We start from the raw sequence: 26,834 nt of genomic DNA on the forward strand, positions 1-26,834 counted from the left end.
TGGGTTCATGTGGGGGTTTTCCAAATGAACAGCAAGCGCATCCTCGGAATGATTCTCGCGGGGGGCCAGGGCACGCGCCTGGCTCCGCTGACGTCCAAGCGCTCCAAGCCCGCCGTGCCGTTCGGGTCGAAGTTCCGCATCATCGACTTCGCCCTGAGCAACTTCCTCAACTCGGGCGTCTACTCCATCTACGTCCTGACGCAGTTCAAGGCGCAGTCGCTCACCGAGCACATCCAGCGCGGCTGGCGCTTCGGCTCGGGCCTGCTGGCCGACTACTTCATCACGCTCGTGCCGGCGCAGATGTACCGCTACGAGGAGCTGGGGCCCGTCTGGTACCGCGGCACCGCCGACGCCATCTACCAGAACCTCCACCTGGTGGAGAACCACCGCGCCGACAACGTGGCCATCTTCTCGGGTGACCACATCTACAAGATGAACGTCGCGCACATGCTGGAGCAGCACGAGTCCCAGCGCGCCGACATCACCATCGCGGCCTACCCCACGCCGCTGGCGGAGGCCTCGCGCTTCGGCGTGATGCAGGTGGACGAGCGCGGCCGCATCGTCGAGTTCCAGGAGAAGCCCAAGGACCCCAAGTCGATGCCGGGCAAGCCGGGCATGGCCCTGTGCAGCATGGGCAACTACATCTTCAAGCGCCGCGTGCTCAGCGAGCTGCTGGAGGTGGACGCGCGCACCGAGGGCTCGCAGCACGACTTCGGCAAGGACGTGCTGCCGCGCGCGCTGCGCGATGGCTACCACATCCAGGCGTATGACTTTCAGACCAACCCCATCCCCGGCCAGACGCGGGCCAACACCTACTGGCGGGATGTGGGGACGCTGGACGCGTACCACGAGGCCTCGATGGACCTGGTGTCCGTCAACCCGGAGTTCGACGTCTTCAACCCGGAGTGGCCGCTGCGCAGCGCGGTCGAGTACAGCCCGCCAGCCAAGTTCGTCCACGAGGCGGGCGAGCGCATGGGACGGGCCCTCAACTCCATGGTGGCCGGAGGCTGCATCATCTCGGGCGGCACGGTGCGCGAGAGCATCCTCTTCCGCCGCGTCCGGGTGAACTCGTACTCGCTGGTGGAGCGCTCCGTCATCCTGGACGAGGTGGACATCGGCCGGCACGCCCAGGTGCGCAACGCCATCATCGACAAGGACGTGCGCGTGCCGCCCAACGCGAAGATTGGCTTCGACCTGGCGGCCGACAAGGCGCGCGGCTTCACCGTCACCGACAACGGCATCGTCGTGGTGCCCAAGGGCTACAAGTTCGATTGAGGGTGGAGCGGGGCCCCCCGCACGGAGCGAGCCATGCACGAGCGGTCACGTGGGACGAGGAGGTTCCTGGCCGTGGTGGCGCTCCTGGGGGGGTGCACGCTCGCCCGCGAGGTGGCTCGAGCAGCGGCTGCGCGAGCTCGGCCTCGCGCCCGCTTTCGCCGCGTGGCACTCGCCCCGGGCAACCGGATCGAGGGCGTCGCGGAGGGGGACAGGGCCCGTGACGCGGCTCAGCCTCCCCGTGTCCCGCGCACCAGCGCGAGCGCGAGCGCGGGGAGGAGCACCATGCCGGTGAAGAGCAGGAGGAACGAGCCCGTCTCCATGGCCAAGGCGCCCAGGGCCGCATAGGAGGCGGAGCAGCCCAGGTTGGACAGGGCGCAGACGGAGAGGAAGCGGCGCGGAGGCATGCGGCCGAGGCCCGCGAAGACGACGGAGGCCTCCGCCAGCACCGGCACCCCGCGGAACAGCAGGAGGAACCAGTGGCCGTGGCGCTCGGAGGCCCGAGCCACCCGGGCCAGCTCGGCCTCGCCCGCCACGCGCCGCAGGGTGGTGCCGCCGGCCCGCGCGCCGAGGACGTAGCCCACCTGGCAGCTCACCATCATCCCCACCCAGGAGGTGGCCAGGCCACGCCAGAAGCCCAGCATGGCGCCCGCGGCGGTACTGACGAGGCTGGAGGGCACCGGCAGCACGATGTCGCTCGCGAGCAGCCCGCCCAGCAGGAGCGCGCACCGCCACGGGGACGGGGCGTCCGCCAGGAGCCGCCGGGTGGCCGCCTCCAGCCCGTCACCGAAGAGGGCGAAGGGCACCAGGATGGCGGCCAGCAACAGGCCACAGAACACCCCCCAGCCCCGCACTGCGTCCTGCCTCAAAAGCCAACGCCCAGCGAGAAGCTCGCGCTCGGCTGGAAGGAGGACTGGGGTTTGACGAGCTGGGGCGCATGGCGGAACCAGGCGGCGCTCATCCCCACCTCGCCCACCAGCTCGGTTCCTCCCACCAGGGGCACCAGGAGGCGCAGCGAGGCCCCCACCTCGGGCCCCGCCGTCTCCACGCCGGTGGGCCCCACTCCCGAGAAGGAGAAGCCGGCGCCGTCCTGCCCCACCTGAAGCTCCGCGATACCGGCGCCGATGCGGGGCTGCAACCAGCCCAGCTCCGTCTTCCAGGACGTCAGCTTCAGCCACGAACGGAAGTGGGCGATCTCCGGCTCCGGGTCATGGTGCAGGAAACCCGAGCCCGTTCCACACCCCTCGATGGAGAGCATTTCCAGGGGAGACAACTCGAGACACAGCGAAGGGCGTTGGCTCGAGGTGGACGCACCGATGCGCAGGTTGCCGTAGTTGCGCGGCGGAGCGCCTCGAACAGTGGCATCGACGCCGAGGGTATCCTCGGCCCTGGCCATTCCTCCCATCAGGACGAGCAGGGCCGGGACCGCGGGTCGCATGTATCTGGAAATGGCAATCATCTACACTCCGTCCTGGGGGTTCCGGCCTCATTCCAATGGGAATGGGTGGCCGGCCTCCCGTCAAATACAATCTATTGTCTGAAATGAAACGGCATAGGGCGGAGCGAGGGGTCCCACCGCGCGTCACGAGTGATAGAGATTCCTTCATCTTCACATCGCATCCGTTCACGTCATGCGTTGAGATGCCGATGTTTCAAGGGGGGAAGTCGATGAGCTATTTCGATCCGCCGCGCATCCACTTCGGAGGCGCCTTCTTCGCCGGGCCCAGCACCATCAACAACTACACCCCGAGCTACACGCCTTCCGTTCCCCTCACGAACCCCAACGGCGTCTACATCTCGGAGCCGCCGACCAATGGTCCCTCGGGTTGGAATCCGACGGGGCTCGCCCAGCTCTACTTCCAGGGCTGTCGCATCAACTCCGTGGTCGCCTCCGATTGGAGCTCCATCACCGACCCCACGAAGGATTCGCTCGTGGGCGTGAGCGTCATCACCTTCAGTCCCGACAATCCCTTCTTGGGAGAAGGCGTAACGGCCAGCTTCCCCAAGCTCGTGGATCTCGATCCGGACATGCAGGCCCGTTCGGAGGTCTACGGACTCATCATCGCCGTGAACCTGCCGGGCGGCGGTGGCTTCATCGCCTGGTTCGATCCGCCCCAGCTGCGCAACCTGAACAGCGTCATCCCGACCGCGCGCAGCTCGTGGGGCGCCGCTGGCGCGTGGGCCACCGCGGCCCGTACGGTAACCGGAACCACGGCCCTCGGCCCGGGTCAGGTGCGGTGGCTCGACGGGAACGGCTCCCCCGTCTACGAGTCCTTCCGTGCGGCATGCGCCCACGGCATCGCGCTGAAGCTGACGGTGGACCTGCACCGCAACCAACCCGTCTTCCAGCTCTTCCAGGGCGATGTCTTCTGCTACGGCCGCGTGCAGGGCACCTTCGGGCCCCTGGCGCAAGGCGAGCCCTCGCGCTGGGCCCCCGCCCGCAAGCTGATGTCACAGACGAGCTCCCCGTACAAGCCGGTAGGGTTCCGGGTGAGCAGGGCCTCCGACGGCTCCGGCATGCTGAGCTGCGATCTCGGAGGCTGTGTACCCCTCTCCACGCGAGTGGATCCCAACGCCCCGAAGGACCCCCAGGGCAACCCCTATCCGCTCTCGGATGGCAGCCCCGCCTCTCCCGACGCGGTCCTCACGTTCGGAGCGCTCAAGCCCATCACCCGGCTCGGCTCGCGCACCAAGGATGACCTGGTCGCCACCGCCGGGTTCGCTGGCGGCCAGACGGAGTTCGTCCCCTTCCAGAAGGGAGCCATCACTCCGGGGGAGGGGCTGATCGATGCCAGCGACGAGGCGCGCGCGGTCAAGGATTGCAAGCTCTGGCCGGGCTCGCAGGTGTACTCGATTCCGCTCACCCCGGCCGAGCTGGATGCCATCAGCCAGGCGCCCGTGGTGGTGATGCTCAACGGGCAGCCCGTGCTGCGCGAGGCGGACGACGGCATCTCCGGCGACATCGACACCGTGTCGATGCGCATCGAGCAGGGCACGGGCGCGGAGACGACGGTGCGCACCCTCCAATGGGGGAAGCCCACCACGATCGACGTGAGCTTCACCGCCTACAAGTTCTGGTGGTCCCAGGTCCAACAGGACGGACAGACCGTCTGGATGCCCAGCATCGTGCCCGCGGGCAATGACCTCGTGCTCAGACAGCAGCAGGGTCCCGAGCCGGGAACGCTCGTGCTCGAGGTGAGCACCAGCACCTCCCAGTCCATCTCCATCCCCACGATGCGCGCCGAGCTGGACAGCCTCGTCTATTACATCATGCCCAGCCTCCCGCTGGGCGACGCGGGCCCCAACCCGGATGAAGACAACCCGCTGCTCAGCGTCCTGCTGTGGCGCGCGTTCCAGGCTCCCGCCAACCCGACCTGGAAGGACGACGTGGGTCCCCTCCTCGGCGAATACGCCCGCATGTACCCGGGCATGAAGGGACGCTTCGACATCGGAGACGAGGCCACCGTGCGCTCCAACCTTCCCGGGATGCTCGTACACCTGGGGGCGGATCGGCTGCACCCCATGTACATGCCCGTCACCCGGGACCTGTCCCCGTCGCGAGTCTCGATGCTCCTCCAGTGGCTGAGGTCCCAGCAGTCCCCTTCGAACACCGTGGGGAGGAACGTGACATGAACACCTGGAAGCCCAAGGGAATGCGCATGCTGTGGGTGCTCGCGCTGCTGGCCGTCGGCTGTCCGCGGCCCCAGGTGACACCCTCGGAAGTGCCAGCGACGACGACGCCCACCACCGGTCCCGAGGACGCCGGAACCGCCGACGCCGGAACCCCCCAGGCCGCGCCACCGGCCCCGGTGCCCTACTCGTTGGCCTTCACCGGTCACCTGCTCGAGGGCTTCACCGGTGTGCACTCGGCGGCGTACGCCGTCCACGAGGGCAAGCTCGTCGTCATCGGCGGCCGTGCCAACGGGATGCACAACTTCCCGCTCAACTCTCAACAGGTGAAGACGCGGCCGGCCTTTCCACCCTCGCAAGCCAACGCGAGCGTCTGGGTGATCGACCTGGCGGCCGGCAAGGTGTTGGGCAGCAAGTCCACGGATGCCCTGCCCGCGAAGATCCGCACCCAGTGGCGCGCCACCAATCCGCAGAGCCTGGTGTTGAACGGCCATTTCATCATCGCCGGCGGTTACGGACAGAACCCCGCTGGCACGTCGATGGTGACGCAGGCCTACGCCACCTCGGTCGGTCTCGACGCGCTCATCCAGGCGGTGCTGGATCCCCAGGCGAAGCTCGACACGGCCTGGGCCAGCCAGAACGTCGGCATCGCCGACAACCTGGCCCTCCAGGTCACGGGAGGGGAGCTGGTCTCACTGGGCGGCCTTCAGCTCCTGGTGTTCGGCCATACCTTCAATGGCGAGTACACCTCCAGCGGCTCGCTGGCCACGCAGACGTACACCGAGTCCGTCCGCATGTTCCGCTTCACCCCGGGCAGCCAGAATGGCAAGGCGACGCTCGCGGTGCAGTTCCTGGGGCAGACCCCCAACGTGCCCTCGGGACAACAGGACCCCGAGGGCCCCTACCACCGCAGAGACCTCACGGTGGGGCCGACGCGCACGGGGACCGGGGACCTGCGCATCACCGCCTACAGCGGCGTGTTCAAGGGTGGCCGGATGGAGGGCTATCTCAACCCCGTCTACATCAGCCCCGACACCACTGATGGTGGCATCACCCTGGACGTGGACACTTCCGCCGAGCAGCTCCTCAACCACTATGCCTGCCCCGCCATCCCCATCTTCGATGCGGCGTCGCGGACCATGTACACCACGCTGGTAGGAGGCATCTCGTACTACTCCTGGGACGGGACGGGACTGAAGCATGACCCGGGCAACCTGCCCGGGGGCGTCGATGGGCTGCCCTTCATCAACAGCGTGTCGACGCTACGGGTGAGCTACGCGGACGGGCAGCGGCGGACCCAGCAGTACCTGCATCCGGAGCTCACCTTCCCACCCGCCGATGCCCAGCCCCGATGCGGGAGCACGCCAGCCACCCTGGGCGGCACCGGAGGAATCTTCATCCCGGACGACGCGTTGGGTGCGGCCGTGCGCAACGGAGTGCTCGACTACGGCGGCCTTCCGGCATCCGGCCGCATTGGCTGGGTCTTCGGAGGCATCGCCGCCACCGCCAGCTACGGCGCCCAGGGCCCGAGCTGTGCCTCGAACATGCTCTACGAGGTCACCCTGACCCGGCAGCCCGGTCAGCTCGTCGAGTTGCACCCTCCGGCGCGGTAGCCACGAGCGGACATCCTCCATCCGCATCGAAGTGAACGGCCCGGGTCTCAGGCGAGCCGCCGCCCGAGGAAGTCGAATGCCTCGAGCGGAAGCTGGCTCGCCGGAGACTTCGGGTACTCGGCGGCCAGCAGGGTGAAGCACAGCAGGTCCCCCCGATCGTGGTGCGGCGCGAGCTGCCTGTCTCGCAGCCGCCCCTCGAACGTGAACCCCAGCCGGCGCGCCACCGCCGCGCTCCGCTCGTTCTCCGGCTTGCACATCAGGTCCATGCGCAATACCCGGTCGAGCTCGAAGGCGGTCTTCACCGCCGCCGAGGCCATCTCCGTGGCGAAGCCCTGGCCCACCACATCGCGCCGCAGCCAATAGCCAATCTCGAGCGCCCCCAAGCCCGCGCGCCGGAGCAGACTGACCTCCCCCAGGAACTTCCCGGTCTCCGGCTCGAAGACTCCATAACCCCGGTCCTGATCCAGATCGAAACCCGCGCGGAACTTCCGGAGCTGCGCGGCATGGGCATCCAGCGACATGGGCTCCTGGGGGGTGGGCGCGAAGAAGCCATCCAGGTGTGACCCACTGGAGTCCACCGCCTCCTTGCGGCGCGCGGCATCGTCCGGTCCCATGCAGCGCAGCAGGAGCCGGGGCGTTCGAAGGGTGTAGGGAGGATTCGTGACGGCCGTCGTGGCGGGAGTGCTCATGCGGCCGTTTCTACACGAAGCGGCGGATCCTCGCCTCCGGGCCACGCCCCTCCAGGCACCGGGCCGGAGTCGTACCGAGGAAACGCTTGAACATGGCGATGAACGCACTCACGCTCTCGTAGCCCAGGGAGAAGGCCACGTCCCCGACCGCCTCTCCTTCCGACAGCAGCTCCAGGGCTCGCGCCACCTTCGCCTGCTGCCGCCACCGCACGAAGGTCATCCCCGTCTCCTGTTTGAAGTGGCGCGTCAGGGACCGCTCGCTGATGCCAGCCCAGGCGGCCAGCGCGCCCACGCCCCTCGCATCGGCCGGGTCCGCGAGCAGCGCCCGGGCGATGGCGGCGAGCCGCCGCTCCCTCGGCATGGGCAGGCGCAGCGCCTGTTCCTCCTCCGCCACCTGGAGCTCGTCGATCGCCACCGCCGCCAGGCGGGCCTCGGCCGGACCGAGCGGCGCACCGGGCTCCCACTCCGTGGCGCGCTCGACGATGGCCTCCAGCACCCGGGACATCCTCACCACACGGGCTTCCCCGGGCAGCCGTTCACAGACCGGGGCCGCGACATAGACGCTCCAGCCGCGCGTCGGACCGTGCCAGTGCGCCGAGTGCCACGTGCCGGGAGGAATCCAACCGGCCATCCCCGGCGGCATGAGCCAGTTGCCACGCTCGGTATGCACCACCATCAGCCCGCTGCCGATGGAGAACAGCTGTCCCCGCGCATGGCGGTGCCGGGCCGTCTCCGGCTCCCCGCCCGAGTGGATGGGAATGGCGATGAGCACCGGCTCGTCCGGGCGCTCGATGGCGGCGATGGGGAGCTTTCGCGGCATGTTGGCGGATTCTCGTTATTTTCTGGCTGGATGACGTTACCACGCCAGGCGCACGCGCCCCTAGGGTGATGGTCGAACAATCATTGCCCTGGAGTTTCCATCATGAAGGATGTGATTGATGTCGTGGTCGTTGGCGGAGGGCCGACCGGGTTGATGCTCGCGTGCGAGCTGGCCCTGGCGGGCATCTCCGTGAGGGTGCTCGAGCGCCGCGAAGAGCCGGTCCGGCAGGCGCGCGCGTTGACGCTCCATCCGCGCTCCCTCGAGGTCCTGGCGCTGCGCGGATGGGAGGGGCGCTTCCTGGAGCGTGGCAGACCGCTGCCCACCGGCCACTTCAGCATGCTGGACACGCGGCTCGACTTCTCGACGCTCGACACGACCTTCAAGTACACCCTGTTCATCTCGCAGATCGTCACCGAGCAACTGCTCGAGGAGCGGGCCCACGAGCTCGGCGTGGACGTGCGGCGTGGCCATGAGGTGCGGGAGCTCCAGCAGGATGCCGACGGTGTGGGCCTCGCGGGCGTCGCCGGGAGCGAATCCTTCCGCTGCCGCGCGCGCTATGTGGTGGGCGCGGATGGTGCGCGCAGCATCGTCCGGCAGCTCGCGGGTATCGAATTCGAGGGAACGGACACCTCGATCACCGCCATGCTGGGCGACGTGGTGCTCGCGGAGCCTCCCTCGACGCCCGCCTTCAGCGTCACCAACCTCCGGGGCGGCCTCATGATCGTCCCGCTCGCCCCCGGCATCCACCGGGTGCTCGTCACCGACCCCGAGCGCATGCGGGCCTCGCTCAAGGAGAGCGTCACGCTCGACGAGCTGAAGCGGAGCGCCACGGCCATCGCTGGCACCGACTTCGGGATGAAGGAGCCGCAATGGCTGTCACGGTTCGGCAACGAGACACGGCTCGCCAAATCCTACATGTCCGGCCGGGTCCTGCTCGCCGGGGATGCGGCTCACATCCACTTCCCCGCTGGCGGGCAGGGCCTCAATGTCGGCCTGCAGGACGCCATGAACCTCGGCTGGAAGCTCGCCGGTGTGCTGCGCGACCAGGCGCCGCCGTCGCTGCTCGAGAGCTATCACCGCGAGCGCCACCCGGTGGGCCACGCGCTCCTGCGCAACACGGAGGCCCAGACGGCGCTCATGTCCTTCACCCCGTCCGGCCTCGCCCTGCGCGAGCTGATGTCGGAGCTCCTGAAGAACCCCGTCCTGAATCACTCCCTGGCGGAGCGCATCGGCGCCATGGACGTACGCTATCCGGAGCTGGAGCTGCCGGCCTCGCGGTGCGAGGGCGAACCCGTGAAGGCACTGACCGGCAAGCGGCTCCCCGACCTGGAGCTGAAGTTGCCCGATGGAGCCACGAGGAAACTCTATTCCTACATGCATGACGGCAGGTGGCTGTTGTTGCGGCTGCGAGAAGGAAGCGGCCCCTCCCTCCAGCTCGACCCGAGGTGGATGCGCTGGACGAACGTCGTTCAGGCGCGAGTGGGAGACGACCGCGAGGAGCTCCGCGGGCTGAGCGCCCTCCTGCTCCGGCCGGATGGGCACGTGGGCCAGGCCTGGGCCCGGTGAGGGCTCGGAGACACGTCTGGGAAGGGACACTCCTCCGCGCCCGGCGGACATGTGTCCCCCACGGCGAGTGCCGTTAGTTTGACGCTCGTCCATGGCCTCCACCGATGACACGCACGCCTCCACCGCGGAGCGCTCGCGCAAGGGGCCGCACCGGTGGCCTCAGCTCCTCGGAGCCGCGGTGGCACTCGTCCTGTCGCTCCACCACTTCTTCACTCGGGGCAAGGCGAAACCGGAGGGCCGGACTCCGGAGCCCCCGCTGCCGGCCACTGAGGAAAAGCCGGGAGCCGGGAAAGCCACACCCACACCAGAGCGATCGAGCAAGGGGCCGCACCAGTGGATCCAGACCCTTGGCGCCGCGGTGGCACTCGTCCTGTCGCTCCACAACTTCGTCACGCTGAACCAGCGGCCGCCCGTTCGCCTGTCCCTTCCCCACCTGGTGCGCATCGCCCAGGGGCCGGAGGAGGTGTGGCTCTATCTGCAACCCACCTTCTCCACCACCAGCAAGACGGAGCAGCTCGAGGTCATCTCCGGGATGGAGCTGAAGGTGGAGCGCGTGGGTCAGCCCGCGAATCAGGGGACGGTGTTCGTCTGGGACGAGACGGGCGAATGGGTCTATGACTCGGAGCAGCACGACCTGACGTGGAAGTTCCTGGCGGACCCCACTCCCCTCATCGTCAGCCAAAGCCAGCCGCAGTCACCGATAGGCCTGTTCGTCGCGAAGGGCTGGGAATTCGAGACAGGAAATTACGAGGTGACGCTCACCGCGCACCGCACCACGACGAAGACGCCGTTGGAGGCGCGTTTCTGCCTGCGATTCTCCGAGCCAGACATCCTGGCGCTGAACCAGGGCGGTCAGTGGGCGTGGCACGGGTTTCCCATGAAAGCCGGTCACTGCGAGGGATTCGGGAAACACTGAAGCAATCCGGGTGCGTTGGCCGGCGCACTGCGAGCCAATCCCTCCGGGGGGCTGCTGGGCAATGGAATCCATGCCCACTTCTGCGATCAACCGAATCCAGAGGTGACAATGCTTTCCTTCGTCCTCTCGCTGGCCCTGGCGGCCCAAGATCCGTCCCCAGTCTCGAATGACTCCCTGATGGCGGCCCAGGAGCCGCCGACCTCGGACTCCACCGGCACGGAGGAACAGGCGGAGCTCTCCAGCGAGGAGGCTCCGGCCGGGCGGTGGGAGGGCACGGCGGGCGCTGGCTTCTCGTGGTTCACCGGCAACTCGGAATCCTTCACCCTGACCGGACTGGTGGAGGCCAGGCGCAGTTGGAGCCCATGGGCGGTGGGCCTGCGGCTCGAGGGGGCCTATGGCCGGGCGCGTCCGGCGGGTGACACCTCGGTCCCCTCCTCGGTGGTGGCCGAGCGGCTCGGCCTCCAGCTCCGCGGCGACCGGGACCTGACGCCACGCCTCTCCGTGTACCTGCTGACCGGGGGCGACATCGACCGCGTCAGGAGCGTGCAGTTGAGGACCAGCGGCGAGGCCGGCGCGGGCTATGTCTGGCTCGAGCGGTTGGAGGAAGACTACACCCGGCTGCGCTTGGAGACGGACGTGGGCATGCGCTACATCCGCGAGGCGCGTTACCAATACTATCCCGAGCTGCAGGACGGAGATCCGGACCTGAACGACGTGAACTTCCTCGGGCCGCGCCTGGCGGGCGCCTTCCGGTGGGGCTTCTCCAAGAACGTATGGCTGCTCGAGGAGTTGGAAGCCATGCCCAACCTCCTCGGCGACAACCGCTTGCTGGTGCGCAACACCGCGCGGCTGTCCTCCGGGTTGACGGAGTCGCTGGCCCTCAGCACCACCTTCGTTCTCGAGTACGACAGCGCACCGGCCGCTCCCATCAAGACCGACACGGCGCTGGTGCTCCGCCTGGATGCCCGTTTCTGAGTTTTCGAGGACCGCCCCGCGACCGTGACGGGCGGCCCTGATTGTGCTATAAGGGCCCCGCTCTTCATCACCGCGTGCGTGAGCACCACCACCGCCGCGCGAGGCTCCTCATGAACGACTTGGGCCCACTGGGCATCATCCTGGCCAGCGCATCCCTCGGGGCGATCGTCCTGGAAATCCTTGCCTACAGGTTCATCCTCAAGCGTCCCTACGTCTGGCGTTCCGCCCTCGCCACCTTCGTGGTGAGTGTGGGACGGCAGATCACCAAGGTCGTGCCGATCGCCATCACGCTTCCGGGCGCCCAGTGGCTCTACGAGCATCGGCTCTTCGACGCCTCAGCTCATGGCGTCTGGTCGTGGGTGGCCCTGTTCTTCGGTATCGAGTTCTTCTACTACTGGTATCACCGGCTCGGGCATCGCCTGCGGTGGTTCTGGCTCTCGCACGCGGTGCATCACTCGACGAATGAGATCAACTTCGTCGCCGCGGGCCGGCTCGCCTGGACGTCGCAGATCACGGGCGCCTACGTCATCTTCACCCCACTGGCCCTCCTGGGTTTCAAGCCGGAGACCATCCTCGCCGGGTACGCGCTGAACCTCACCTATCAGTTCTGGATCCACGCGGACTGGGCGCCGAAGCTGGGCTGGCTCGAGGGCATCCTCAACACTCCGTCGGCGCATCGCGTCCACCACGCGGCCAACCTCGAGTACCTGGACGCCAACTACGGTGGCGTGCTCGTCATCTTCGATCGGCTCTTCGGCACGTACATCCCCGAGCGCGACGACCTGCCCTGCCGGTACGGCCTGGTGCACCCGCTGACGACGAACAACCCCCTCAAGATCGTCTTCCACCAGTTCGGCCCGTTCCTGCGCGATGTGGCGAGCGCCCGCAGCTTTCGCGAGGTGTGGGGCTACTTCTTCGCGCCGCCCGGCTGGCGGCCGGACGGCAACAGCGAGACCACCGAGGACATGCGGCGCAAGGCCGCGGCCGAGAAGCGGACCGTGGCCCCCGTGCTCCCGGCCCACGAGACCGGGCGGGAAGCCGCCGCCGTCCAGGCGTGACCGCTCACACGAGCGGAGCGAGCGCCTCGAGCAGCCGGTCCACGTCCTCCGCCGTGTTGTAGAGGTGCGGAGACACGCGGATGCTGTCCCCGCGCACGCTCACGTACACCTTGCGCGCCGCGAGCTTCGTCGCCACGTCCGGTGCGTAGCCGCCAGGCCGCTTGAGGCCGATGAGGTGTCCCGCCCGCAGAGACTCGGGCGGCACCTCCAGCCCGAGCGCCCGGGCTCCCTTCGCCACCCGCTCCGTCAGCCCACGCAGCGTCTCCTGCGTGTCGTGCACGCCCCACGCGAGCAGCTGCCGCAACGCCGCCAGGGCCATGGGCACCAGCACGAAGTTGCTGCGCTCGCCCACGTCGAAGCGCCTCGCGCCCGGCTGGAAGTCGTCCCGGTAGTCCACCAGCCGGGAGAAGTCCTCACTCCCCCCGCGCATCAGCCAGTTGTGCTCGATGGGCCGGCCCTCGCGGTACTTCGGCGCCACGTAGAGGTAGCCCTGGCTGTAGGGCCCCATCAGCCACTTGTAGCCCGCCGCCACCAGGAAGTCCGGCCGCACCTCCGCCACGTCCAGCGGCAGCGCCCCGAGCGACTGTGTCGCATCCACCGCCAGCGCCGCCCCCACCTCGCGCGCCCGCTCCCCCACTCGCGCCAGGTCCACCAGCCCCCCGTCCGTCCAGTGGCAGTGCGGCACCGCCACCAGCGCCGTGCGCTCGTCCAGCTCCTCCAGCAGCGCGCGCGTCCAGTCCCCATCCTCGGGCCTGCGCACGCCCACCACCTGGGCCCCCGCGCGCTCCGCCAGCTCGCGCCATGGGTACACGTTGGAGGGGAACTCCTCGGCCAGCACCAGCAACCGCTGGCCCACCCGCACCGGCACGTTCGCCGCCGCCACCGCCAGCCCGTAGCTCGCCGAGGGCACCAGCGCCACGCCGTCCGCGTCCGCCCCCAGCAGCTCCGCGAAGAGATTCCGCAGCGTCTCCGAGTCCGTGAAGAAGTCCTCGGGCCGCACGTTCCACGGCCGCGCCTTGCGCAGCACCGCCTGCTGCCCCGCATCGCTCACCGAGCGCAGTTGCGGAGACATGTACGCGCAGTTGATCCACGTGACGTCATCGGGCAGGTCGAAGAGGTGGCGCTGGGAGGAGAGAGTCATGGATGCGCGAGCATAGCGCGCGAGTCCTCGGCGCCCAGCGGCAACTCCACCGTGAAGGTGGAACCCCGGCCCACCTCGCTCTCCACGAGGATGGCGCCCCCGAGCGCCTGGACGATCTGCCGCGTGATGTGGAGCCCCAGGCCCAGCCCGCCGTAATGACGCTCGGACACGGCGCGCTCGAACTTGCCGAAGATGCGGCCGCGGTGCTCCGGCGCGATGCCGATGCCCTCGTCGCGCACCACCAGCCTCGCCCCGCCCTCCGCCCACCCGACGCGCACGAGGACGGGCCGGCCCGCTCCGTACTTGAGGGCATTGGTGAGCAGGTTCGTCACCACCTGCTCCAGCCGCAGCCGGTCCCACTGGCCCACCACCGGCGCTCCGCCCTCGAGCACCACCCGGCAACCCGCGCGCGTGGCCTCGGCGGAGAACTGCTCGAGGACGTCCCGGGTGACGGCCACCAGATCCACCTGCTCCAGGTGCAGCGGGAGCCGGCCCTGCGCCAGCCTCGACACGTCCAGCAGGTCATTCACCAGCCCCGCCAGCTTGCGCACCTGGGCCTCGCAACCCTGGACGGCCCGGAGGACGCGCTCGGGCGCCACGGGCTGTCCCGCCTGGGACTCCACCACCCGCCGCAGGCCCTGCAGCTGCAACCGCAGGGGCGTCAGCGGCGTCTTCAGCTCGTGCGAGGCCACCGCGAGGAACTCGTCGCGCAGCCGCACGGCCCGCTGCGACTCCTGGAAGAGCTGCGAGCGCTCCAACGTGGCCGCCACGCGGTGCGCCAGCTCCTGGCCCACGGCGATGTCCTCCGGGCCATGGCGCCGCCGCGGGACGCAGGAGCCCAGGGTGATGAGGCCCAGCGCCCGCTCGCGCGAGCGCAGCGGCACCACCAGCACCGAGCACCTCGCCCAGCCGTCCACGCCCCCCTCGGGCACCACGCCCTGGGACAGGTGCCGCCACGTCTCCGCACCGAAGTCCGGGAAGAGCATCGGCTCGCCCGAGTCCATCACCTCCCACAACGGGCCCCCGGAGTCCCGCGGCGAGGGCAGCGGCCAGTCCCTCCGCAACCGCGCCTCCTGCTCGGAGTCCTGGTGGGCCACGGCCGCGCGGCGCAACGGGCCCTCGGGCGTGAGCAGGTCGATGACGCACCAGGAGGCCACCGAGAGGCTCGCCAGACAGGCCACGTGCTGGAGGATGGCGTCGGTGACCTCCAGCGTCTGGGCGAGGATGTAGCCCGTCATGGCGAGGAAGCGCAGGGCCCCTTCCGCGCGCTTGAGGTCCGACAGCTCCATCACGAAGGTGATGATGCGGTCCTGCTCCGCCACCCGCGCCGAGCCCGTCAACACCGGGACACGGCTTCCATCCGCGCGCAGCATCTCCGCCTCGAAGGTCGCGGACACCCCGTGCGTCCACAGCTCTTGCAACACACGATCCTCGAGCTCCCGGCCCTCGGGTGGCACCAGGTCCCGCCAGTGCAGCCGGCCCCGCCGCACCTCCTCCCGGTCATGGCCCACGAGCGACAGGAAGGCTTCATTGGCCTCCAGGATGAGGCCCGCCTTCCCCGAGAAGGCCAGCCCCATCATGTCGGACTCCATGATGCGGCGGAACACGGCCTCGCCCTCGTGCACGGCCCGCTCCAGGCGCAGGCGCTCGGAGATGTCCTCCAGGATGGCCACGGCGGCCGTCACCTGTCCCTCGGCGTCGCGCACCGGCCCGGCGCTCACCTCCAGGGAGATCCGCGAGCCATCCCCGCGCAGCACGTCCATCACCTCGCCCCGCACCACCTCGCCGCGGGTGAGGGCGCGCACCAGGGGCCACTCGTCCGGGCGATAGGGCCGCCCGTCCGGGTGGAACCCGGTGGAGGCCGTGTACTCCTCGGGCCACCACTCGGAGGGCAGGGGACCCCGGTGCATCCGCCCCACCTGCTCATTGACCATCAGCATCCGGCCACTCGGTGCCTCGGCGAGGAGGATGCCCTGGGGCAACTGCTGGAGGACGGCCTGGAGACGCTGGTGCTCCCGCTCCAGTTGGCGCCGGTGGGCCTCGGACTCGGCCAGGGCCCGCTCGGCCCGCTCGGCCCGCTCGCGCAGCTCGCGCAGCTCGCGCGCATGGAGGCGGGCACGCTCGAGCGCCGAGGCGCATTGTCTCGAGACGAAGCAGGCGAGCTCCTGCTCCTCCCGCGCGAAGTCCTGCTCACACTCGAAGCCGAGCGTCAGCACTCCCAGCACCTGCTCCGGCACATCGAGCGGCAGGCAGGCCCACGCCCGCCGGCTCAGCGGCACGGGGTCGATGACGGGGTAGCGGCGCTGGAGGGCCTCCCGCGACCCGACCCAGACCGGCTCGTTCCTCCGCCCCGCCTCGGCGATGGGCAGTGGCGCGTCCAGCGGCACGGTGCGCCAGGGCCCGAGGTCCGTCCAGGGCGGCCCCTCCATCTGGACGAGCCGCGGCCCTCCAGGCTCCTCGAGCAGATGGAGGGAGCACTCGGCCGCGCCCAGCGCGGGGCCGGCGAGCAGGACGATGACGCTGGCCACCTCGGAGGGCGTGAGGGCGCGCGACAACTCACTCGTCACCCGATGAAGCCGCAGCAACCGCTCCATGGATGGGCCCATCTGCTCCCGCGTCTGGCTCAACCGGATCCCCTGACAGGAGTTCAGTCCACCCGTTCAACACCGCCCCGCCCTTCCTTCCTCCAGCCCCGTGGGGCGGGGCATCCAGAGGAGCGGCGGTGGCGGACGGGGCCAGAGCCAGCCCGGCACGCGGGCCTACAGGCGGGAGGCCGAGGCGTAGCCGCTGAAGAGCTCGCTGGTGAGCCGCGCGCGCTCGCCGTCCTCGGCCCGGCGGATGTAGTCGTTGAGGACGCGCCCGCCCTGTTGGCGCAGCGTGGGGAAGCGCAGGTTCATCCGCGCGCGCTTCACGCCACTGCCCCCGCGGTGCACGAAGACGACGGTGCCGTCGCGCTCCACGGTCTCGATGACGCCCACGTGCGTCATCCCGTCGTTGCGCAGGCCATCGCGGTTGCGATCATACGTCTCGCGGAAGAAGACGATGTCGCCCGGCTTCGGGGCCCGCTGGTGCAGGGCCCCCGAGCGCTGCGCGCGCCGGTAGATGGCGCTCACCGCGTTCTCCCCGGGCAGCGTGCCGTGGGACAGCAGCTCGATGCCCGCGGCCCGGTATGCCAGCCGTACCAGGCCGGAGCAGTCGTCGGGGACACGGGGCGAGTAGGTGCCGAGCGAGTGTCCCACCAGGGTGGCCGCACGCCGGGCCACACGCCGTCCCCGGGTGAGCCGGACGGCCGGGCGCTTCTTCTTGGAGGGGGTGGCCTTCGCGATGGCCTGGGTACCACGCGAGCGTTGGACCTTACCGGTGGGCTGCGCGGCGGCCTTCTTCGCCTTCGCCGCGGGCTTCACCGGCGCACGCGGCGCAGCGACGGCCGGGGCCGTCCCGAGCACCCCGAGCACCAATGGGAGCAGGAGCTTGCGAAGCATCATGCGAGGAGACGAGCGTAACGCCCCGCGCATTCACGGGCGAAGTTCCGGGCTCCGCTTCCTCACGGCCGCCTGTCCCCCGGGCTGCTTCTCCCGGCTCCTCTCGGGGAAGGACGCGGAATCGCTCGTCCTGGGCCAGGCCCCACATCGGCCCTCCCAGGAACAAGAAGACCCCCGGGTTTCGCAGAGGAACCCCCATCGTCTTTCCCCCTCGCGCGTGAGGACATGACCCGATGGAGGCCATGTCGTGCGCGGTGTGTTTTCGGGGGAGAACGGGTCCGAGGGCAAATGCGCCCGTGTGGGAAATGTCCTCCATGTGGCAACTCCCCGGGCCAGATGGGTGACATTGGACTCCTGGCGGCGGGGGTGGGTGGGTACTACGTACGCAGGCGGCCCAGCAGCCAGCCTCCGCCCACCATGCCCAGCACCGCGCTCAGGGACTGGGCCGGGTTTCGGCGCAGCCTCGACTCCACCACGTCCACCCGGTCCGCTATCAACAGCAGCATCACGTGCCGCACCAGGTGCTCGGGGATGCCGTAGGCCACGCGCCGCAACACCCCGCTCAGGCCCCTCGGCGGCACGGCCGTGCTGAACGTCGGCGTCAGCTCCTTCAGCTCCGCCCGCTTCAGCACCGGGACGTCCGGCGGCGGCTGGCGCTCCGGTGCCTCCCAGTGCGCGCCCCCGCGCACCCGCGGCTTCAGCAACATGGGCACCCCGGGCCGCTTCCCCGGGTCACCGTCCACGCCCCAGCCGGGAATCTCTCGATGCACCTTCTCGGATGTCACTCGCTCGGCCATCTCCGGTCTCCTCACGCATGCCCGTGCGGCAGCAGCACGCACTTGATGCAACCGTCCAGCTTCTTCTCGAAGAGCTCGTACGCACGCGGCAGCTCCGCCAGCGGGAAACGGTGAGTGATGATGCCCCTGGCGTCGATGCGCCCCGCGCGGATGTGCTCCAGCAGGTGCGGCATGTAGCGCTTCACGTTGCACTGGTTCATCCGGAACGTGAGGCCCTTGTTCATCGCCGTGCCGATCGGCACCAGGTTCCACGGCGGTCCGTACACACCGACGATGGAGACCGTGCCTCCCTTGCGCACCGCCTGGATGCACCAGTTGAGCGCCGTGGGCGAGCCCGCCTCCATCTTCAGCTTCACCCCCAGCACGCTGTGCAGCTTGGAGCCCTCGGCCTCCATGCCCACCGCGTCGATGCACACGTCCGGCCCGCGCCCCTCGGTCAGCTCCTTCAGGGTGGGGATGATGTCCACGTCCTTGAAGTTGAACGTCTCCACCCGGGCGTACTTGCGCGCGAACGCCAGCCGGTAGTCGATGTGGTCCACCGCGATGACGCGGCCCGCCCCCAGCAGCCACGCCGACTTCATCGCGAAGAGGCCCACCGGACCGCAGCCGAACACCACCACCGTGTCCCCGGGCTGGATGTTCCCCATCTCCGCCCCCTGGTAGCCCGTGGGCAGGATGTCCGTGAGGAAGAGGACCTCCTCGTCCTCCATGTCGTCGGGAATCTTCATCGGGCCCACGTCCGCGAAGGGCACGCGCACGTACTGCGCCTGTCCGCCCTCGTAACCGCCCGTGGTGTGCGAATACCCATACACGCCCGAGGCCAGGTCACTGCTGGGGTTGGTGCTCTCGCAGTTGGCGAACAGCCCGCGCTTGCAATAGAAGCAGCTGCCACACGAGATGTTGAAGGGCACCGCCACCCGGTCTCCCGGCTTGAGCGTGCGCACCGAGGGGCCCACCTCCTCCACCACGCCGACGAACTCGTGGCCGAAGGTGCAGCCCACCCGCGTGTCCGTCACCAGCCCGTGCAGCAGGTGCAGGTCCGAACCGCAGATGGCCGAGCGCGTCACCCGCACGATGGCGTCGTTGGGGTGCTCGATGATCGGATCCGGCTTCGTCCCCACCTTCACGCGGTAGGGTCCCTCGTACACCATGGCTTGCATTGCCACTCCCCCTTTTGATGTCGACTGCTAGCTCTTGTGCGGCTTGAGCTGCTCCACCATGCCCTTGATGGACTGGGCGATGATGCCGCCCGCCTTCTCGTCGCCCTTGAAGATGGACGCGGCGAAGTGCTTCGCCTGCTCCAGGGTGATGTGCGGAGGCAGCGGCGGCACGTCCGGGTCGACGTAGGCCTCGAGCACCACCGGCCGGTCCGAGGCGAACGCCTGCTCCCACGCGCGAGCGAGCTGGTCCGGCCTGTCCACGCGGATGCCGCGCAGGCCGATGGACTCGGCGTAGCGCGCATAGGGGAAGTCCGGCAGGTCCTGCGAGGCCGCGTACTTCGGGTCCCCCGCGAGCACGCGCTGCTCCCACGTCACCTGGTTGAGGTCACGGTTGTTGAGCACCAGGACGACGAGCCGCGGGTCCTTCCACTCCTTCCAGTACTTCGCGACGGTGACGAGCTCGGCGTTGCCATTCATCTGCATGGCGCCGTCGCCCACCAGGGCGATGACGGGCCGGTCCGGGTAGGCGAACTTGGCGCCAATGGCATACGGCACCCCGCAGCCCATGGTGGCCAGGTTGCCCGACAGCGACGCCATCATCCCCTTGCGAATCTTGATGTCGCGCGCGAACCAGTTGGCCGCCGAGCCCGAGTCCGCCGCGAGGATGGCCCCCTCCGGAATCCTCGGGGACAGCTCGTGGAAGACGCGCTGGGGGTTGATGGGGTTGGCGTCGTTCATCGCCTGGCCCTCCACCACCTTCCACCACTGGCGGATGCCCTTCTCAAGCGAGTCACGCCAGCTCCGGTCCTCCTTGCGCTTGAGCAGGGGGATGAGCGCGCGCAGCGTCTCCTGGGAGTCGCCCGTGAGGGGCACCTCCATGGGGTAGCGGATGGCGAGCATGCGGCCGTCGAGGTCGATCTGCACGCCGCGCGCCTGGCCCTCGGGAGGGAGGAACTCCGAGTAGGGGAAGCTGGTGCCCACCATGAGGAGGGTGTCGCACTCCATCATCATGTCCCAGCTGGGCTTCGTGCCCAGCAGGCCGATGGAGCCGGTGACGAAGGGCAGCGAGTCGGGCAGCACCGCCTTGCCCAGCAGCGCCTTGGCGACGCCCGCGCCCAGCAGGTCCGCCACCTCGATGATTTCATCCGCCGCGCGCAGGGCGCCGGCGCCCACGAGCATGGCCACCTTCTTGCCGGCGTTGAGCACCTCCGCGGCGCGGCGCAAGTCCCGCTCCTGGGGCACCACGCGCGGCTCGCAGTAGCCCACGCTGGAGTGGATGCTGCCGTGCGCGCGGGGAGGAGGCTGGTAGGGCTGCTCCTGGACGTCGTTGGGGATGATGATGCACGTCACCGTGCGCTCGGCGCGGGCGATGCGCAGGGCCCGGTCCACCGCGTGACGGATGGCCGAGGGGTGGGACACCATGACGGTGTACTCGGACGCCACGTCCTTGAAGAGCACCGGCAGGTCCACCTCCTGCTGGTAGTGGCCCCCGAGCCCCATGCTCTTCTGCTGGCCCACGATGGCCACCACGGGCTGGTGGTCCAGCTTCGCGTCATAGAGGCCGTTGAGCAGGTGGATGGCGCCGGGGCCGGAGGTGGCCAGACACACGCCCGGCTCGCCGGTGAACTTCGCATGGGCACAGGCCATGAAGGCCGCCATCTCCTCGTGCCGCGCCTGGATGAACTGGAACTCGGAGTTGCGCCCGAGCGCGCCGAGGATGCCGTTGATGCCATCCCCCGGGTATCCATAGAGACGCCGGACGCCCCACTGGGAGAGGCGATGGAGCATGTAGTCACTGACGGTTCCGCTCATGTCACGTGTCCTCGAAGCAGGCCGGGCCTCGGCACCGTGGAAAGCTAGGTACCGGGGCGGAGGGGGTGACCCCAGGGACACTGGCGCCCGGCAGCCCGCGCTGGACCAGGGTCCGCCACCAGAGGGCTCCTCCGCCCGGCTGCCCCTCCGCCACGCGAGCGCCATCCGTCGGACACTGAGCGGGGAGACGGGTCTACCTCCGCGGGAGGGCCCCGGGTGAACGTTGCCGGCGATGACGGCTGTTCGTGAGAGATACCCGGGGCGTAGACTCCTGGGACCGCGAGGAGCCGACGCCGTGCTGCCCTACTTCCCGTTCACACAAGACAGCTACGCGATGACGCTCGGGGTGCGCGCGTTGAGCGCCGACGAGCCCCTCATCGAGGTGGACGAGCCGCACTACCGCGACGAGCTCGCGCTCAAGGAGGCACTGCTGGCCGAGGACCTCCGGGCCCGCTTCCAGGCCGGGCCCGGCACGGAGGCGCTCCAGTGGGAGACGGTGACGGTGCTGCTGCCGATGATGGCGCGACAGCACCCCCGGCACTTCGCGTTGACGGTGGACGGTGGGCGCTGGCACTGGCGCAACCACCTGCTCGGCACGGAGACGGTCTTCACCCCGGGCGGGGACGGCCTGCCCCACGCCCCGCTCGACTGGCTCGGCCGGCAGGTGCAGGAGGACCTGCTGGTGTTGGATGGAAGGCGCGAGGGACTGCCGCTGGTGGCCGGGCAGCTCTGCTTCCCCTCGATGTGGAGCCTCGACGAGAAGATGGGGCGGTCGATGATGGAGGTGCACGCGCCGGTGCCGAACCTCAACGCGCGACTGGGCGCCTCCACGCAGCGATTGATGGAGGGGCTCAAGCCTGGACGCTCCGTGACGCGTTGCAACTGGGCCTTCACCGTCACGGACCGGCTGGACCTGGAGCCTCGGACCCTGCCCGAGTGGCAGCACCTGCTCGACGGCATCACCGCGCGCGACGCGGGGGAGCGGTGCTTCCTGCGCTTAGAGCGGCAGACGCTCACGCTGCTGCCGGAGACGGGAGGAATCCTCTTCACCATCCACACCTACCGCGCGCCCGTGGCCAGCGAGGTGGTGGACCCCGAGCGCCGCCGTCGCCTGGCCAACGTGCTGCGCACGGTGCCGCCGGACACGCGGGCCTACAAGCGGCTCACCCCGTTCCTCGAGCCGCTCCTGGAGTACCTGGACGGAGAGGCCGCGTCCCGGGTGGCGTCCACCGGATAACGCCGGGGCCTCGGTGCGAGACCCCTCGACCGTTCTACCTGGCCGCTCCTTCGCGGAGCAGGCATCCAGGCCAGCGGCCATTGCCCATCGCTCGTCCACCATCCCTGGCCGCCTCCTGGGCGCATCCCCATCCTGTCCGGCAGTTAGCCTGGTGGAGGGTGTGCACATGGAGCGAAGCGGAGTGTTGGCAGCAGCGGGGCTGGGAGCGGTGGCGGGGATGCGGACCTTCAGTGCTCCCGCCATCCTGAGCATCCTGTTCACCCGGGAGGGTGGAGCCGTCCAGGACCGCCTCGGAAAGGCGCTGTCATCGAAGGCCGGCGGGCGGACGCTCTCGGTGCTGGCCCTCGGCGAGCTCGTGGGCGACAAGCTGCCCAACATCCCCGTGCGCACCGCGCCTCCCGCGCTCGCGGGCCGCATCCTCTCCGGCGCCCTCGTGGGCGCGGCCCTGGCCCGGCGGGACAAACAGCCCCTGCTCGGCCCGGTTCTGCTCGGCGCGGCCGCCGCGGTGGCCTCCTCCTACGCGTTCTCCGCGCTCCGCCGCTTCGCCACGCACCGGCTCCACATTCCCAATGTCGTCGCGGGCCTCCTGGAGGACGCACTCGTCGCGATGGCCGGAACCCGGCTCCTGGCCGCGCTGAAGTAGCCGCGCTGAACCCCTCACCGGCTCGGCTGGGCCCGATCCAACCAGAGCGCCCCCAGCCCGAGCGGCACCGCGTCGAAGGGCTCGGCGCGGAGCACGTCCTCTCCCCCGTGGGTCGCGGTGAGGAGCCAACCGGACGGCTCACGCCGGAAGACCTCCAAGGTGCGCGCGAGCGGGTCGATGAGCCACGCGTGCACCACGCCTTCGCGATGGTAGATGGGCAGCTTGCGCGTCCGGTCCACGGTGGCGGTGGAGGGCGAGAGCACCTCACACACCCAGTCCGGAGCGAGCGTCATGAAGGGCTCCTCGGGAGACGGCGGCCGACGCAGGCGTTCGCGACGCCATCCCGCGAGGTCCGGCACGAGGATGTCCCGGCCCAGGTGAAGCTCCGGCTCATACAGAATCCACCACCCACCGGGCCCTCCACGCCCCAAGGCGAAGGGACCGCCCAGCTCGACGCTCAAACCGTACGAGGCATGGGCATGCCCCACGGCGGGCCTCGGTGAGGCCACCAGCTCGTCCTCCAGGATCTCCCCCACCCACCCGACCGGCAGCGCCTCGATGTCCTCGTAGGTCGCCGGCTTCTTCCCCTTCGCCATGGCCCGCCTCCTGGTTCTTCCAACCCAGGAAGGGAGGAGCCCCTTCCTGACTCCTCCAGTCTACCGGGCCATCCGACATCCCAGGTAGGGGAGAGCGGAAGAAGTCACACGATGGCGGCCAGCGGCTCCAGTCCGGTCTCGAGCACCTCGCGCAGCCGCCGCAGGCCGCGCTCCAACTGCGCGCGCGTGCGCGGCGTACCGATGCACACCCGCACCGCCGCCGGCACCGGCCCCTGCCCCGCGGTGAACAGGTCCGCCGATGTCACCGACACCCCGTTGCGCCGCGCCTGCGCCACGAACTCCTCGCTCCTGCGCCCCTCCGGCAGCCCCAGCCACAGGTGGTACAGCGGCATCCGCGAGCCGCGCAGCACCTCGCTCCCCAGCAGCGTGCGCGTCAGCTCCATCCGCTCCCGCACCTCCTCCCGCTGCCGCACCACCAGCTCGTCCGCCGTCCCGTCCTCCACCCAGCGCGCCAGCACCTCCGCCATCAGCGGCGTCGTCATCAGCGAGGCCAGCCCCACCTCCTCGGCCAGCCGCTCGCCCCGCGCCCTCGCCGGCGCCACCAGGTAGCCGATGCGCAGCCCCGGCGTCAGCAGCTTCGACACCCCGGCGATGAAGTAGCTCGCCTCCGGCAGGTACGCGGCCAGCGGCGGCGGACGCTGCTCCGGCAGCAGCCCGTACGCGTCGTCCTCCAGCACCAGCACCCCGTGCTTGCGCGCCACCTCGGCGATGCGCTTGCGCCGCTCCTCCGGCAGCAGCGCCCCCGTGGGGTTGTGACACGTGGGCTGCGTGTAGAGCAGCCGCACCGAGCCGCCCCGGCACGCCGCCTCGAAGGACTCGGGCACCAGCCCCTGCGCGTCCATGGCCACGCCCTGCAGCCGCAACTGGAAGCGCCGCGCCAGCACCTTCACCCCGGGGTACGTGAGGGCCTCGGTGGCCAGCGTGTCTCCCGGCCTGGTGAGCGCCGCCAGCGCCACCTCCATGGCGTGCTGTCCGCCCGCGCACACCACCACCTGCTCCGGCTTCACCTGCAACCCGAAGCGCGAGGCCCACGCCGCTCCCGCGACGCGGTGCGCCGTGGTGCCCGCGGCCGGCTGGTACGCCAGCAGCTCCGCCAGCCGCGACGTCCGGCCCAGTTCCTCCAGCGAGCGGCGAAGCGCCTGGCTCGCCGGGTCCCCCTCGGGCGTCGCCGGAGCGTTGATGCCCAGCTCCACCGGAGAGGCGTCATCCTCCATGTCCACCGGCTTGGGCATGTACGCGGGCACCTCGCGGTCCCTCACGAAGGTGCCCCGGCCCACCTCTCCACTCACCAGCCCGCGCTTCTCGGCCTCGGCGTAGGCGCGCGTCACCGTTCCCACGGTGACACCTACCCGCTCGGCCAGCTCCCGATGCGTGGGCAGCCGGGTGCCGGGGGTCAGACGCCCCGCGTCAATGTCCTCGGCGAGCGCATCCGCGATGGCCCTGTACAGGGGCCCGCTGCGTCCCCGGAGCTCCGGCGTCCAACTTGTCATAGTGACAATCGATACACTTGACGGAATACCGCTGCCAACGTAACTGATTGTCTCGATTCTACCCGGAATTGTCACGAATGTTCCGGAGAGAAGCGCGAGCCACTGGGGCATACCCGGGCCCCGGACGGGAATCACCCCGCCCCCTCTTCACGAGGAGCCGAAGCATGTTGCCCATCGAGGTCCAGCGCTCCGCCACCCTGAAGACCAAGCCCTCCTCGGAGGGACTGGGCTTCGGCAAGTACTTCACCGACCACATGTTCCGGATGGACTACTCGCCGGAGCGTGGCTGGCACCAGGCGCGGATCCTCCCGCACGGTCCCATGGGGTTGGACCCCGGCGCGGCGGTGTTCCACTACGCGCAGGCGGTGTTCGACGGCTCCAAGGTGTTCCGGGGCAAGGACGGGCAGCTGCGCGCCTTCCGCGTGCTGGACCACAGCAAGCGCCTGGCGGCGAGCGCCGAGCGGCTGGCGATGCCGCCCGTGCCGCCCGAGGTGGCGCGCGAGGCCATCGAGGCGCTGGTGAAGGTGGACGCGGACTGGGTGCCGAGCGCCCCGGGCACGTCGCTGTACGTGCGGCCGGTGGTGATGGCCTCGGAGGCCTTCCTCGGGGTGCGCCCGGCGGACAAGTACATCTTCTTCATCATCCTCAGCCCGGTGGGCAACTACTTCTCCGGCGGTGCGGAGCCGGTGCGCATCTGGGTGGAGCAGCAGCACACGCGCGCGGCGCCGGGAGGCCTGGGTGGCGCGAAGGCGGCGGCCAACTACGCGGCGGGGCTGCAGGCCTCGGTGGAGGCCAAGAAGCGCGGGTACGCGCAGGTGCTGTGGCTGGACGCGCTCGAGCACCGCTACATCGAGGAGGTGGGCACGATGAACCTCTTCGTGCGCATTGGCGACGAGGTCATCACCCCGCCGCTGGACGGCACCTTCCTGCCCGGCATCACCCGCGAGAGCGTGCTGACGCTGCTGCGCGACTGGGGCACGAAGGTGAGCGAGCGCAAGCTGTCCATCGACGAGCTGCGCGAGGCGCACCAGAAGGGCGAGCTGCGCGAGGTGTTCGGCACGGGCACCGCGGCGGTGATTTCGCCGGTGGGCGCGCTGGGCTTCCAGGACGGCCAGCTCCTCATCGGTAACGGCAAGGTGGGCGAGCTCTCGCAGCGCATCTACGACACCGTCACGGGCATCCAGTACGGCACGCAGCCCGACCGCCACGGCTGGATGACGCTCATCAAGTAATGCGAGGTACCCCCGGGCCCGGGGCGGCGAGAGTCGCTTCCGGGTCCCGCCCGAGGTACACGGTAGAGACTCACACGCGCGAGGTCTCCCGATGGAACCGAGGAATCCCGACTACGTGCGGGACATGACGGAGCTCTTCCGCAAGGCGGCGTTCGTCATGGACGTGGGCTACGAGCTGGTCGCCATCGCCCCCGGGCGGGTGGAGACGCGGCTGACGGTCCAGCCCCGGCACCTGCAGCAGGACGAAGTCATCCACATGGGTGTGCAGGCGACGATGGCGGACCACACCGCGGGCACGGCGGCGGGCTCGCTGATCGCCGCGGACCAGATGGTGCTCACCACGGGCTTCACCATGAACCTGCTCCAGGCGGCCGTGGGCGAGGAGCTGCGGTGCCGCGCCCAGGTGCTGCGCGCCGGGCGGACGCTCTCCGTCGTCGAGTCGGAGGTCCACGCCGTGGCCCAGGGCCAGGAGAAGCTCGTCTCGAAGGCCACGGTGACGCTGGCGGTGCTGGCCCGGAAGCGCTGAGCCGGGGGAGGCCGCCGGGCGCGCTCGCGAGCAACTGGTCCGACCACAGGGTTGATCAGAATAGCTCTGGAGGCTCGTCGCAGGCCGGGGAAGCAGGCAGCAGGAAGTAGACGCACAAAAGCCTGCGGCGGGTGAGCAGGCGGCTGACGTTGTGGGCC

General features: G+C 69.8%; 23 protein-coding genes. 11 read left to right on the plus strand and 12 right to left on the minus strand.

The window, feature by feature from the left end; translation table 11 throughout:
* Positions 1-24 precede the first annotated feature (24 nt).
* Positions 25-1,275: a glucose-1-phosphate adenylyltransferase gene (gene glgC, locus NR810_RS45975; protein WP_257462036.1), complete on the plus strand. Its 1,251-nt coding sequence runs from the start codon at positions 25-27 to the stop codon at positions 1,273-1,275.
* Positions 1,276-1,502: 227 nt separating this feature from the next.
* Here glgC and NR810_RS45980 read toward each other — a convergent pair whose 3' ends face one another.
* Both NR810_RS45980 and NR810_RS45985 read right to left on the minus strand, forming a co-directional pair.
* Positions 1,503-2,126 carry a TVP38/TMEM64 family protein gene (locus NR810_RS45980; RefSeq protein WP_257462037.1) on the minus strand — a complete coding sequence of 208 codons (624 nt, stop codon included), beginning with the start codon at positions 2,124-2,126 and terminating at the stop codon, positions 1,503-1,505.
* Positions 2,127-2,137: 11 nt separating this feature from the next.
* Positions 2,138-2,731 (minus strand): hypothetical protein, encoded by a 594-nt coding sequence (locus NR810_RS45985; RefSeq protein ID WP_257462038.1) that lies wholly within the window; start codon positions 2,729-2,731, stop codon positions 2,138-2,140.
* Between the two features lie 209 nt (positions 2,732-2,940).
* On the opposite strand from NR810_RS45985, the gene NR810_RS45990 reads away from it, so the two are divergent.
* Together NR810_RS45990 and NR810_RS45995 are read left to right on the plus strand one after the other, a co-directional pair.
* Positions 2,941-4,905, plus strand: a complete 1,965-nt coding sequence (locus tag NR810_RS45990; RefSeq protein ID WP_257462039.1) for a hypothetical protein — start codon at positions 2,941-2,943, stop codon at positions 4,903-4,905.
* Entirely contained in the window at positions 4,902-6,515 is a 1,614-nt protein-coding gene (locus tag NR810_RS45995) for a Kelch repeat-containing protein (protein ID WP_257462040.1), read from the plus strand. Before NR810_RS45990 ends, NR810_RS45995 begins: the two co-directional genes overlap by 4 nt.
* A gap of 47 nt (positions 6,516-6,562) precedes the next feature.
* Here NR810_RS45995 and NR810_RS46000 read toward each other — a convergent pair whose 3' ends face one another.
* Both NR810_RS46000 and NR810_RS46005 read right to left on the minus strand, forming a co-directional pair.
* A complete protein-coding gene (locus NR810_RS46000; protein ID WP_257462041.1) occupies positions 6,563-7,204 on the minus strand; it encodes a GNAT family N-acetyltransferase in 642 nt (213 codons plus the stop codon).
* Positions 7,205-7,214: 10 nt separating this feature from the next.
* The gene (locus tag NR810_RS46005; protein ID WP_257462042.1) at positions 7,215-8,024 is read right to left on the minus strand and encodes an AraC family transcriptional regulator; all 810 of its coding nucleotides are present in this window, start codon (positions 8,022-8,024) and stop codon (positions 7,215-7,217) included.
* A gap of 102 nt (positions 8,025-8,126) precedes the next feature.
* Here NR810_RS46005 and NR810_RS46010 point away from each other — a divergent pair, with 102 nt between their 5' ends.
* The 4 genes from NR810_RS46010 to NR810_RS46025 all read left to right on the plus strand — a co-directional run bounded on the left by NR810_RS46010 (position 8,127) and on the right by NR810_RS46025 (position 12,539).
* Complete coding sequence (locus NR810_RS46010; protein WP_257462043.1) at positions 8,127-9,590, plus strand: FAD-dependent oxidoreductase; 1,464 nt, start codon at positions 8,127-8,129, stop codon at positions 9,588-9,590.
* A gap of 91 nt (positions 9,591-9,681) precedes the next feature.
* Positions 9,682-10,506, plus strand: coding sequence for a hypothetical protein (locus tag NR810_RS46015; protein ID WP_257462044.1), 825 nt, complete (start codon positions 9,682-9,684; stop codon positions 10,504-10,506).
* 108 nt (positions 10,507-10,614) lie between these two features.
* Entirely contained in the window at positions 10,615-11,481 is an 867-nt protein-coding gene (locus NR810_RS46020; RefSeq protein ID WP_257462045.1) for a DUF481 domain-containing protein, read from the plus strand.
* 110 nt (positions 11,482-11,591) lie between these two features.
* Positions 11,592-12,539, plus strand: coding sequence for a sterol desaturase family protein (locus tag NR810_RS46025; protein WP_257462046.1), 948 nt, complete (start codon positions 11,592-11,594; stop codon positions 12,537-12,539).
* Positions 12,540-12,543: 4 nt separating this feature from the next.
* Here the strand turns inward: NR810_RS46025 and NR810_RS46030 are convergent, their stop codons facing one another.
* The 6 genes from NR810_RS46030 to NR810_RS46055 all read right to left on the minus strand — a co-directional run bounded on the left by NR810_RS46030 (position 12,544) and on the right by NR810_RS46055 (position 20,931).
* The gene (locus tag NR810_RS46030; protein ID WP_257462047.1) at positions 12,544-13,680 is read right to left on the minus strand and encodes an aminotransferase class V-fold PLP-dependent enzyme; all 1,137 of its coding nucleotides are present in this window, start codon (positions 13,678-13,680) and stop codon (positions 12,544-12,546) included.
* On the minus strand, positions 13,677-16,307 hold the full coding sequence (locus tag NR810_RS46035; protein ID WP_257462048.1) for a sensor histidine kinase: 2,631 nt from the start codon (positions 16,305-16,307) through the stop codon (positions 13,677-13,679). Before NR810_RS46035 ends, NR810_RS46030 begins: the two co-directional genes overlap by 4 nt.
* A gap of 132 nt (positions 16,308-16,439) precedes the next feature.
* A complete protein-coding gene (locus tag NR810_RS46040; protein WP_257462050.1) occupies positions 16,440-17,165 on the minus strand; it encodes a C40 family peptidase in 726 nt (241 codons plus the stop codon).
* Between the two features lie 374 nt (positions 17,166-17,539).
* On the minus strand, positions 17,540-17,959 hold the full coding sequence (locus NR810_RS46045) for a hypothetical protein (protein ID WP_257462051.1): 420 nt from the start codon (positions 17,957-17,959) through the stop codon (positions 17,540-17,542).
* A gap of 11 nt (positions 17,960-17,970) precedes the next feature.
* Positions 17,971-19,119 (minus strand): zinc-dependent alcohol dehydrogenase, encoded by a 1,149-nt coding sequence (locus NR810_RS46050; protein WP_257462052.1) that lies wholly within the window; start codon positions 19,117-19,119, stop codon positions 17,971-17,973.
* Positions 19,120-19,146: 27 nt separating this feature from the next.
* On the minus strand, positions 19,147-20,931 hold the full coding sequence (locus NR810_RS46055; protein ID WP_257462054.1) for a thiamine pyrophosphate-requiring protein: 1,785 nt from the start codon (positions 20,929-20,931) through the stop codon (positions 19,147-19,149).
* Positions 20,932-21,226: 295 nt separating this feature from the next.
* Between NR810_RS46055 and NR810_RS46060 the strand changes: the two genes are divergently transcribed.
* Positions 21,227-22,168, plus strand: coding sequence for a heme-dependent oxidative N-demethylase family protein (locus tag NR810_RS46060; protein WP_257462056.1), 942 nt, complete (start codon positions 21,227-21,229; stop codon positions 22,166-22,168).
* A gap of 166 nt (positions 22,169-22,334) precedes the next feature.
* On the plus strand, positions 22,335-22,811 hold the full coding sequence (locus NR810_RS46065) for a DUF4126 family protein (RefSeq protein WP_257462057.1): 477 nt from the start codon (positions 22,335-22,337) through the stop codon (positions 22,809-22,811).
* A 14-nt stretch (positions 22,812-22,825) separates the two neighbouring features.
* On the opposite strand, the gene NR810_RS46070 is transcribed toward NR810_RS46065, so the two are convergent.
* Together NR810_RS46070 and NR810_RS46075 are read right to left on the minus strand one after the other, a co-directional pair.
* Complete coding sequence (locus NR810_RS46070; RefSeq protein ID WP_257462059.1) at positions 22,826-23,407, minus strand: Uma2 family endonuclease; 582 nt, start codon at positions 23,405-23,407, stop codon at positions 22,826-22,828.
* A 104-nt stretch (positions 23,408-23,511) separates the two neighbouring features.
* Positions 23,512-24,918: an aminotransferase-like domain-containing protein gene (locus tag NR810_RS46075; protein WP_257462060.1), complete on the minus strand. Its 1,407-nt coding sequence runs from the start codon at positions 24,916-24,918 to the stop codon at positions 23,512-23,514.
* 164 nt (positions 24,919-25,082) lie between these two features.
* On the opposite strand from NR810_RS46075, the gene NR810_RS46080 reads away from it, so the two are divergent.
* Both NR810_RS46080 and NR810_RS46085 read left to right on the plus strand, forming a co-directional pair.
* A complete protein-coding gene (locus NR810_RS46080) occupies positions 25,083-26,150 on the plus strand; it encodes a branched-chain amino acid aminotransferase (protein ID WP_257462061.1) in 1,068 nt (355 codons plus the stop codon).
* A 91-nt stretch (positions 26,151-26,241) separates the two neighbouring features.
* Complete coding sequence (locus NR810_RS46085; RefSeq protein ID WP_257462062.1) at positions 26,242-26,676, plus strand: PaaI family thioesterase; 435 nt, start codon at positions 26,242-26,244, stop codon at positions 26,674-26,676.
* Positions 26,677-26,834 lie beyond the last annotated feature (158 nt).

This window comes from Archangium lipolyticum, assembly GCF_024623785.1.
GTDB lineage: Bacteria > Myxococcota > Myxococcia > Myxococcales > Myxococcaceae > Archangium > Archangium lipolyticum.